Origin of the sequence: Bradyrhizobium sp. in8p8 (assembly GCF_000426845.1) — a bacterium.
Lineage (GTDB): Bacteria > Pseudomonadota > Alphaproteobacteria > Rhizobiales > Xanthobacteraceae > Bradyrhizobium > Bradyrhizobium japonicum_C.
The window spans coordinates 1-9,932 of record NZ_AUGD01000038.1 but is presented as its reverse complement, the minus strand read 5'-3'; the positions used below and the strand labels follow the sequence as shown (position 1 = coordinate 9,932).

Sequence of the window (9,932 nt, the reverse complement as noted above, 5' to 3'; positions counted from 1 at the left end):
GATCCAGAATGCCTTCGTCGAGAGCTTCAACGGGCGTATGCGTGATGAACTACTCAACGAGACCCTGTTCTTCGACCTCGACGACGCCAGGGCAAAGATCGCGGCGTGGGTTGCCGACTACAACGGCGACCGCCCGCACTCATCGCTGAAATACCTCACCCCGGCGGCCTATGCTGCCACATTCACCGCAACGGGCGATCGGCTGCGCAACCCCGACCAGCTCCGCCGATCGCCCGTTGCTCCACCTGCGCCAATCGGCGTACAAACCCCCGAGACTCTAATTGCCTCTGGATGAAAACTCAGGGGCAGGTCACCTTTTGTCAAGATCTGCGCCATTGGCAAGCTGAGGCTTCTCGACGAAGTATCCTGAACCTCTGAGCTCCTCGAGATAGGGCGACTCTCAGGTGTCTTATCGTTGTCGAGCACGGCAAAAGTCAGGTTGTTCACGTCGGTCGAGATACCGAGACCGAAGGCCACCTTAAGAATGGTTGTGCCGAACAAGGCGAACATCAGCCGTATCGAGTCGCGAACCAATTCGAGACCCTCTCGGATGGTATAAGCGAACAAGCGCTGATAGCTGAACAGGGCGCCGGCGGAATTGTGCTGCGTCGGGCCAGCTTCTTCCGCCAGCGGCTGGTTGAGAATTGGCCGTCCGCTGCTCGAGGAAGTTGATGAAGGCGTCCTCCAGCGTCTTTGCTCCCCTCGCCCGCCAGCACGCGTTCTTCATGCATCAGCGCAAGTCGGTTGCAGCGGGCCGCCTCGTTCATGGAGTGGGTCGAGACGAAAGACGGTCATGACCCTGTTGCGGGCCAGATCATTCAAAAGCTCACAGAACCGGTCGCGCGCTGCCGGATCAACGCCGGACGTAGGCTCGTCCAAGATCAGAAGATCCGGCTTGCGGATGATGGCAACGGCAACTGACAGGCGCTGCCGGATACCCAGCGGCAGCGCGGCAGCAAGACTGTCGAAATACTCGGCGAGGTCACTCTGGTCGACCAGTTCGGCAATCCTACGCTCCGCAAACTCCGATGGCAGAAGAAACAGGCGAGCGGGAGGCTGAGGTTCTGGCGGACCGCCAGCTCACAGTAGAGCGAGAAGGATTGGGACATGTAGCCGACGCGCATCGAGGTCGGCGGCTTCCAGCTGCTGACCGAAAATGAGCGCCTCACCCTCGGTTGCGGCAGAAGCCCGGTTAGCATCTTCATCGTGGTCGTTTTGCCTGACCGTTCGAACCGAAAACTCCGAAGATTTCGCGCCGACGGATCGCAAGCTCACCCGGTCGACCGCCGTGGAATCGGCGAACTCGGGCCCCGCGGGTCACTTCAAATTCCTCCGGGTGCGGTCAGTCAAACTCCTCCACCCCCAAGGCAGGACAGAAGTGGATTGTTAGTTTGACATTGTTTCGCGGGCAGCTTCAGCGGCCTCTTTGAGCCGATAGCTGCGTCCGTCGAACTCAAGCAGATGGCAATGATGCATCAGGCGATCGAGGATCGTCGTGCTCATGGTGTTGTCCCCCAGGTATGTCCCCCAATCCTGCACGACGCGATTGGAGGTGACGATGACGCTGCGGTGCAGTGTGTAGCGCTGATAGATCAGGGTCTGCAGCAAGGCGCCGGCGTCGTCAGGGATGGCGCGTGCGAGGAACAGATCGTCCAGCACGAGGAGATCGCAGTCGATGATGGTTCGCAGGCGGGCCTCGCGCTGCGCCGGGGAGTTCAGGGCGTAGCGGTGGAAGAAGTCGTCGGTCTCAAGATACTCGACCTTGTGGCTTTGCAGGATCGCCTGATAGGCAATCGCCTTGGCGATGTGGGACTTCCCGGTGCCAGGTTTGCCGACGAGCAGCGCGTTCTCGCCGGCGGCAATGAACGCCAGGGTGTGGAGCTGGAAGCAGGTTTGGCGCGGCAATTTGGGATTGAAGGACCAGTCGAACTCGGCGAACGTCAGTTTTTCGTCGAGTCCGGATTGCCGGTATCGTCGCTCGATAAGGCGGGACTGACGACGGTCCAGTTCGTCCTGCAGGATCAGGGAGAAGGTCTTGAGGAAGGGCTGGTTGGGGCCCTGCGCCTGCAGCACGCGCGTCTGCAGCGTGTCTCGGACGCCTGACAGGCGCAGCTGTCGCAGGCAACGCTCAATTTCCGGCATGGTCATCATGTGGCTGGGTCTCCAGTTTGAGGTGAGAAGGCGCAGCGGGAGTGCTCGTGGCGCCGGAGCTGGCCGGGGTTGGCGACACGAGCGCGGCTGTCGTGGGCCTCGGCCTGCCGGCCATTGTTGCCGGCGTCGTGCCGCCCAGCGTGGCTGAAGAGGTCGCCGTATTCGGCGGCGGCGCGGATCAGCGGATGATCCTGGGTGAGCGGCGATGCCGGCTGTGGCGTCGCTCCAACCTGCGCGATCGCCTGTTCGAACAACCGCTCGACGGTCGCACGCACATGCTTGTAACGGTAGATGCGGTTGCCGATGGCGTGCGCGCAGGCTTGCTCGACCAGCCATGCCGGATATTTCCGGCTCAGCCCGACAATGCCCCACATCGCGCGCTGTCCGGGGCGCCCCTCGGTGTCGAACACTTGCTGGCACAGCGCCCTGGTCTGCGGCCCGACGCGCTCGGCGCTCGCCAGCAGCACGGCGGTTTGCCGCGACGGATTGAACGGCCGTTCGCTGGTCGGCAGGACGACAGAACCGGGGTGCGTCGTCCGGGAATGAACACGCAGCAGCGCATGGGTGTGGCGATCACGGATCTCGATCGTGGAGGCGTAGATCCGCACCACGACTTGACTGCTGATGGGTGCAGGCCGCGCGGCGTAATAGCTGCTATCAACACGCACGGTGGTATCGTCGCAGACGGTCCGAACGACCTCGGTGAAGATGCGGAAGGCAGCCACTGGCAACGGCCGCAGGTGTGTCTTCTCCTCCTGGAACATCGCCTCGACCTGACGACGCGTGCTGCCGTGGATGCGCTTGGAGGCCCAATTCTCCTCCCAGTGCCTCAAGAACTCGTTCTGGGCTTCCAGTGTCTCGAAGCGCCCTCCGGCCAGCGCGGTGCCCTGGGTATGTTGAATAGCACTCTCGACGCATCCTTTCCGATTGGGATCGGCTACCCGCGCGGGATCGGCGACCACGGCGTAATGAGCCAGCATCGCGCTGTAAATCGGGTTGAGCTCGGGCTCGTACAAATCCGGCTTGAGGACGCCTTCCTTCAGATTGTCGAGCACGACATAGCTCGGCACCCCGCCAAAATACCGGAACGCCTCTTCGTGGAGCTGCGCCCAGATTTGCTGGCTCGACTTCCAGACTACCCGCCGGAAGCTACGCCGCGAGTAGCGCAGCGTCATCACGAACAGGCGCGGACGACGGTACCGCCCGCTCTTCGGATCAACCGTCGGCGCCCCCTCGCCATAGTCGACCTGAGCTTCGCCGGGGAGGAACTCAAGCCGATCAAACTGCTCGGGATCGGCGTGCCGCAACGTGGGCACAAACCGCTTGACGCTCTGGTAGCTGGACAGAAAGCCAAATTGATCGACCAGGTCCTGGTAAATCGCCTGCGCGTTCCGCTTCAGGCGGACCTGTTCTTCGATCCACGTCCGATGCGCTTCGCAAGCCGAACGGGCCAGGCTGCTGGTGACCGTCGCTTCCGATGCCCCAAAAGCCGGTGGTCGGGGTGGGGGAATTTGGCTGTCCCCGCTCGCCGAGCCGGTGGTCACCTCCCCGGGGGAATTTGCCTCCGCACCGGCCCGCAGCGCTCGGTAACGCCGGATCGTCTTGCGGTCGATCCCCGTCAGCCTGTGGATCTCGCGCTGGCTGGCGTTGCGATCGAGTAATGTAAATACAGTGCTTTGCAGGTGTGGCTTCAAGACGTTCAACTCCCAGTCCCCTGCTCGATAAAAGGGGACGAAAATAAACGTCCTGCCGGACCGGCTACCGCTGTTCAGCGGCGCTGCCGGCGATCATCAGGTGGGGGAGTTTCAAGTGACCATACCCGGGGGATTTTGACCGACCCACGGGGAACCCGGGTCAGGTCCCTGGCGACGATGACGGGCTCGCCTTCGGGTACGTGCGACGGACCGACCGGCTTCTCCGGCTGAAGAGAATGCTATCGTGCCGGAGCAGGGTTATGAATGCATCTTCGATCGACCGCGTGCTGGTTCGACCTTTCAGATCCGACGGCGCGCTGGTCGCGAAGATTTTTCCGTCGTTCATCGCGATCAGCCAGACGAAACCCTCGGACATGTAGGCCGTGGCGACTACCACGCTCCTTCCGGCCCTTCGCGCGCGCAGACGATCGCTCAGGTCCCAGAACTGGCAACGCGACAGCGGGTGGACGAATGCGGCTTCTTGCGAAACGAAGGCTTTGATCGCAGCTTCATGGAGGCCCCACTCGGCTTGACCAGTACCGATCTGACCGGCGTTGACAGCAATGAGCGAGGTGGTGGCGATCATCAGGAAGTTCTTTCCAGTTTCAAAGTTGCCGTCGCCGGATCGGCGGCATCCATCATGCTCTGGAAGGCATTTGCGATCAGGGCTTCAAGTTCGGTGCTCGGCGCGTCCAGGAGTGACCCCATCCGAAGCACGTTCCTGAATATGGACACGCCAGCCAACAGGGCCGCGAGCACTGCGATTGGCACAATATTCGATTGATCGAGTTTTTGAGCGAGGGATCGACAAGCGCCCAAACAAATTTCCGAAGCAGCGGTGCGGCTTCCCGGCTGGCAAGCGAGCGAATGACAATATCGAGCGCATGCCCCCCCGCGGGCACGCTCCGAAACCACCTGCCTTGCGAGTGCGCCCGCAAGACTGTGCGCCAGCCTGTGAACTGCTCATCGATCTGCGCCGAGGCCTTAAGGGTCTCGACAGACAGACGCTCTTTGGAGCCGAAGCAACGGTGTACATAGGCGACATCAACCCCACATCGGCTGCGATGTCGCGCAAGCTGGCCTGTTCGTACGATCTTTTGAAAATCGCTCGATTGCGGCTTTCAGGATACGATCGCGCGAACGGACCATAGGTTGCGATCTCGCCTTGGGGGGCATGGGAGCCTCGATATTATCCTCGTTCGAGCGAATCCATAGCATTTGATCTCGTCAATACCTGTTCACCTAAATTTAACTCCGACCGTCCACGGGGCCATAAGGTGTTGGCACTCATGAATGAGGAAGTATCTTCTATGAAGATGGACGCACAGCATCGACATTTTCGTTCGCCACTCGTGATTGGGCACAATCGCTCAATGGAGTGCCGAAGAGCCTCTACGGCACGTTATGAAAGGAGGCGTTGGGACGAATAGGTCGCTCTCCTTCCGGGTTGTTCGACGACCGCGAGCATAAGCGATCCCGCGAGCAGGGTTGCAGAGCCCGCCCAACCGCACGGTGTCTCGTGGACAGGCGAAGAAGAAGGGGGGTGACAAGCACCGTGAACGCTGGGGCCTCTGTTCTTCTGGCCATCATAGTAGCCGGCGGCGGCTATTACTGCTGGCAGAAGCTCGCAAATCACGACCTGCCCGCAGGCATCGCTGCTGGTAACGGCCGCATCGACGCGATGGAGATCGACATTTCTACCTAGATACCCGGTCGCATCAAAGAAATCCTTAGTCAACGAAGGCGATTTCGTCACGGTGCCAGGTGCTCGCACGCATGAGTACCAATCAGCTGGAAGCGCAGCGCCGCCAGGCGAAGGCGCAACCGCAACGCGCGATTATCGGCGTCGGTACCGCCAGGAGACTTCTTACCCAACGCCAGGCCGAGCGCAAACGCGGCGGTCGCGACCGCCGCCATGCGCGAGGCAAAATTCGAGGCCTTCTGGGTCTATGGCGTCGGCGAAGATCCAATTGGCGGTCTGTGAGGAGGGGTCTGCCAAGCCATTGAGCGGGCATCGTATTCTCTAGCGGATCGAGTCTTGCGATTGCAAGCTTTCGGGCCTCGAGGGTCCAACATCTTGATACGCATCCGGCGTAGACCGCAGGCTGGTTAGATCATTCCCGTTGCCAGCGCGTGACCAGCTTGGGGTTTCTTTGTAGAACCTGACGAGCTCGATCAGGTTTTCGATGCCAAGATCGGTGAACGCCTGAACACGGAGCGCCACCCCTTCCACGTGATTCTCAAGCTCGACAGGAACTGTCGGTGGCGCCGTAGTTGGATAGTCGAACACTAAGCCAGGTGAGCAGGCGTTGACTGCTTTTGGGTAAAAGCAATATCCACCGAATAGCTGCGGGTCTCGCCCGACAGGGCGACCGGCTCGACGCCGTTGATCTTTGCGCTTGTGCAGGGCTCGATCGCGAGCACGCAGGCCTGCGGACGCAGATCGTGCCAGAGCTGAAGATGCGGAAGCGTGCTGACGTCGAATCTGACGGCAATCTCCAGCGTCGCGCCGTGCTCCATCGGTGTCGCGAGCCTGCAAACGGCGGAAGCGCCATCACCGTCGGCAGGAAAGCTGACGGATTCAGACAACAGCGAAACATCAGGCAGCCCCTTGACATCAAGCAACCGGCGAGAGCCAAGGGTCACGGACGATCCCGGCGCGAGAGCCGGGTAGCCGAAATTGAAGTGATAAAGACTTGCCTGCGGTGTGGGTTCGTTTGAAAGGTTGGTCACCTCGTCGCGGATTCGCAGCAGGTTACCGCCGATGGGCGCCTCGAGCCGGCGCCTGAGACGCAGCGCCTCGCCGCCGAAGCGGAACTGCATGACCTCGCCCTCGCAGAACAGCACGGGGTCGCTCCGATTCCAGTCTTCGCCGTGCGCCGTCACGCGTGCCGGCGTGAACGGCAGTCGGCCGTGCATGGGATGGCCAGGCACGGGTTGGCGAAAATGATCCAGCCCGCAGGTGACGAGGAATCCGGAATTGGTGCGGCTGTAGCCGCGCCCGTCGTCCTCCTCCGGATGGTGCAAATGCGGGCTGCGGAAACCGGCCATGCTCTGCCAGGCGACCGGCATGCCTTTCCACCACAACGGCCCGATGTCGAGCGATCGGTCCCCGAGTGCCCAGAAATCGAGCCCATTTCCATTGGAGAAGGCAAGCGCGGCAACGCCGCGCTCCACACCCTCGTCGAGCACGATGCGCCGCACGCTCGCAAACTGCTTGGGATCGCCGACCTTGGCGCGCAGATTGTTGTAGGTCACGACGAAATCTCGCGTTGGGCTGTCGACTCGTGCAGGTCGAGCCTGCCAAACGCTTCGGGCGGCGCCTCGTTGGCAGCCATCAGCCGCGCCATCAGCGCCACCAGGCGCGCCTCCTGCTCCTCGTTCTTCACCGGCTGCTGTTGGCCTGGATCCTTCGCGAGGTCATAGAGCCGCGTATCATTCTCAAGCAGCGCGCCCGGGCCATAATTGAGATACATCGGCGAGCGTTCGATCACGGGGACCTTGAGCAGCTTTGCGCCCTTGGTGAAGGGGAAGCCCTCCGACAGCGATGCGCCGGCGAGCTCCTCGGGCAGGAACGGCGAGCGAATATGCGTCGGCATCACCGTGTACTGGAAGATCTCCTGCGTCTTCAGGTCGGCGGGAAAGCGATGATAGGTGTAGTGCCCGTCGGTGATGTTCACCGCGCCGCCGAAATAGCCGAACAGCGCCGCTTCGCGTAACGGCTGGGGGGATCGCGCGGCCTTCAGGATCGAGTGGCCCTCCATCTCACGCGGCGGCGTCACGTCGAACAGATCGAGGAACGTCGGCGCGAGGTCGATGGACTGGGTCAGAACCGTGCTTCGCGCGCCGGGTTGCGGGCGCCGCGGATCGTGCACGAACAACGGAATGTGCACGATCTCCTCATAGAGGTTCATGCGGTTCTTGGCCCAGAAATCGTGCTCGCCGAGCAGGAAGCCGTGATCAGTCGTGACGACAAGGGCGGTGTCCTTCCACATGTCGTGGCGGTCGAAATCGTCGAGCAGCTGTCCGAGCAGGAAGTCGCACATCGACACAACGGCATAATAGTTTGAGCGCAATTCTTCGCATTCGGCCGGCAGCTCGTCGACCCGGCCATAGCGCGGCCAGTCGCGGATCGGCCCGTTCCAGCCGCTGTCGAACGGCGCCTTGAAACGGGCCGGCGCGTGGAATGGCTCGTGCGGATCGAAGGTCTCGAGCTGGAGCAGCCAGTTGTCGGCGTCGCGGTTGCGGTCAAGGAAGTCGAAGGCGTGCGCGAAGCACTGCACCGAGGGGAAATCCTTCTCCTCCTTGATGAACTCGCGGTTGATGATGTTCTGCGAGTGATATTTGCGCCGGTCGGTGGTGAACTGGCGCGCGTGATACATCTCGCGCAGACGCTCCCAATGCGGCTGCACCATCGCCTTCCAGGGATCGCCTTCCTGGCCGCGCACGAACTCATAGCTGTCGTAGCGGTTGTGATAGGTGGCGCCGCCGTCCTCCCAATAGTGAAAATGATCGGTGATGAGATGGCTGTAGACACCGGTGTGATGCAACAGCTCCGGCATCGCATTGTCGAACGGCTCGAGCGGGCCCCAGCTGCGATGCAGGAAGCTGAGCCGGCCGGTGAGCAGATCGCGCCGTGCCGGCATGCACGGCAGGCTGCCGACGTAATGCCGGTCGAAAGTCAGCGTCCTGGCGGCGAGACGGTCGAAGTTAGGCGTCGGAATCCTGATGCCGCCATAGGCGCCGAGCAGATGGCGGTTGAGGGAATCGAAGAGAACGAAGACCGTCTTCATGGCATTTCCTTCGCTGGTCGCGTCTTCTTTCACGGCGCCGTCTTATTTCACAGCGCCTTGGGTGAGACCCGCCACGATGTAGCGCTGGCCGATGATGAGCAGCACCAGGGCTGGCAGGATCGACAGCGCGGCGGCGGCCGCCATCTGCGTGTAGAGAATCTCGTATTCCAGTGGCGAGCGTCTGTAACAATGGCGCCGGCGCCTTCATCGCGAGCGGCACCGGCTTCAGTATCTCTAACACCCGCATGGGCTGGACGGTTGGCTACGGCACCGAGTTCGATCTGGGCAGGAATTGGTCGGCGAAGGCGGAGTACGACTACCTGTCGTTTGGCCGCGATCGTGCGCTCGCCTCCGACGGCACGACGAACATGTCAGTCAAGGCGGACAACATCAGCCAGGTCAAGGTAGGCCTCAACTATCGCTTCGCTCCCCAAACGGTTGTCGCCAAGTACTGAGGCGCTGGGCACGATCGACCCGTTTTTCCCTGAATCGAAACAGGCGGCCCAATCGGCCGCCTGTTTCCTATGAAGTCTGCCAGGTGGGGAGGGCTGCCGATGCCAAGGTGATAGAAATCGGCGTGGGCAATCTCCACGAATTCGATGCCGGCGCTGCGTCAGGTCGCATCGGATGAAACAAATCTTCGGCTATGCGTTGCCGCACCAGAGTGCGATGGACGAGGCCGTACCGCAAAAGATCACAATGGGCTTAGTGATCCGGCGTGTTAGCCGTGAGTGCTATGCAAGACATTCGGTTGCGACATAGTGTATCTCCATGACGGGCACCGCGAGACTCTATCGCCGCCATTACCCGTCACGGAGACTGGACGTCCCTCTGACTCTCTGATCGCGCAAGAAGGCCAGCTCCGTTATCACTTGTATAGCTGCGGGTATGGTCATGACGTTACAAAACTGAAGACTGCAAGCGGTTCCGCCCGCCAAGCCGCTGCTGAGAGCTCATCTTGAACGTTTTACGCTTGGTGACCTGCCCCTGAGTATTTCCTCCAGATGGAGTTAGAGTCCGGCCTGAAAAGGACGGACAGATGAAGCGAGCAAGGTTCACGGAAGAGCAGATTATCGCCGTGTTGAAGGAGCATGAGGCCGGGGCGAAGACGGCCGACCTGGCTCGCAAGCACGGGATTTCCGAGGCGACGATCTACAACTGGAAGGCCAAATTCGGCGGCATGGATGTCTCCGAGGCCAGGCGGTTGAAAGCGCTCGAGGAGGAGAACGCGAAGCTGAAGAAGCTGTTGGCCGAGCAGATGCTCGATGCGGCCGCGCTACGCGAGCTTCTTTCA

10 protein-coding genes and 2 pseudogenes are annotated in these 9,932 nt (G+C 61.3%); 4 read left to right on the top strand and 8 right to left on the bottom strand.

All coding sequences use genetic code 11. From position 1 onward, the window contains the following. On the top strand, positions 1 to 295 hold a 295-nt coding region (locus K408_RS0136350), incomplete at its 5' end, for an integrase core domain-containing protein (RefSeq protein ID WP_155248779.1). A gap of 18 nt (positions 296 to 313) precedes the next feature. On the opposite strand, the pseudogene K408_RS41740 reads toward K408_RS0136350, so the two are convergent. The 5 genes and pseudogenes from K408_RS41740 to K408_RS42550 form a co-directional block, all read right to left on the bottom strand. Further along, a pseudogene (locus tag K408_RS41740) lies at positions 314 to 1,302 on the bottom strand (ATP-binding cassette domain-containing protein); the annotation flags it as partial. 84 nt (positions 1,303 to 1,386) lie between these two features. After that, on the bottom strand, positions 1,387 to 2,151 hold the full coding sequence (istB, locus tag K408_RS0136340; protein ID WP_024343447.1) for an IS21-like element helper ATPase IstB: 765 nt from the start codon (positions 2,149 to 2,151) through the stop codon (positions 1,387 to 1,389). Next, a pseudogene (gene istA / locus K408_RS39975) lies at positions 2,129 to 3,890 on the bottom strand (IS21 family transposase). Before istA ends, istB begins: the two are co-directional and overlap by 23 nt. A gap of 115 nt (positions 3,891 to 4,005) precedes the next feature. Next, positions 4,006 to 4,431: a P-loop NTPase family protein gene (locus K408_RS44525; protein ID WP_024343445.1), complete on the bottom strand. Its 426-nt coding sequence runs from the start codon at positions 4,429 to 4,431 to the stop codon at positions 4,006 to 4,008. Next, positions 4,431 to 4,664 (bottom strand): hypothetical protein, encoded by a 234-nt coding sequence (locus K408_RS42550; protein ID WP_155251405.1) that lies wholly within the window; start codon positions 4,662 to 4,664, stop codon positions 4,431 to 4,433. The genes K408_RS44525 and K408_RS42550 overlap by 1 nt, the downstream gene beginning before the upstream one ends. 724 nt (positions 4,665 to 5,388) lie before the next feature. Here K408_RS42550 and K408_RS44240 point away from each other — a divergent pair. Further along, a complete protein-coding gene (locus tag K408_RS44240) occupies positions 5,389 to 5,550 on the top strand; it encodes a hypothetical protein (RefSeq protein ID WP_155248813.1) in 162 nt (53 codons plus the stop codon). Between the two features lie 47 nt (positions 5,551 to 5,597). Here the strand turns inward: K408_RS44240 and K408_RS44235 are convergent, their stop codons facing one another. The 3 genes from K408_RS44235 to K408_RS39960 form a co-directional block, all read right to left on the bottom strand. Next, a complete protein-coding gene (locus tag K408_RS44235) occupies positions 5,598 to 5,762 on the bottom strand; it encodes a hypothetical protein (protein ID WP_155248812.1) in 165 nt (54 codons plus the stop codon). Positions 5,763 to 6,134: 372 nt separating this feature from the next. Beyond that, positions 6,135 to 7,049 (bottom strand): DUF4432 family protein, encoded by a 915-nt coding sequence (locus K408_RS40660; protein ID WP_196232453.1) that lies wholly within the window; start codon positions 7,047 to 7,049, stop codon positions 6,135 to 6,137. 50 nt (positions 7,050 to 7,099) lie between these two features. Continuing rightward, positions 7,100 to 8,638 carry a sulfatase gene (locus tag K408_RS39960; protein ID WP_024343443.1) on the bottom strand — a complete coding sequence of 513 codons (1,539 nt, stop codon included), beginning with the start codon at positions 8,636 to 8,638 and terminating at the stop codon, positions 7,100 to 7,102. A 170-nt stretch (positions 8,639 to 8,808) separates the two neighbouring features. Here K408_RS39960 and K408_RS0136295 point away from each other — a divergent pair, with 170 nt between their 5' ends. Then, positions 8,809 to 9,093, top strand: coding sequence for an outer membrane protein (locus tag K408_RS0136295; RefSeq protein ID WP_024343442.1), 285 nt, complete (start codon positions 8,809 to 8,811; stop codon positions 9,091 to 9,093). A 584-nt stretch (positions 9,094 to 9,677) separates the two neighbouring features. Then, the coding region (locus tag K408_RS0136290) for a transposase (protein ID WP_028146154.1) at positions 9,678 to 9,932 on the top strand (255 nt) is incomplete at its 3' end.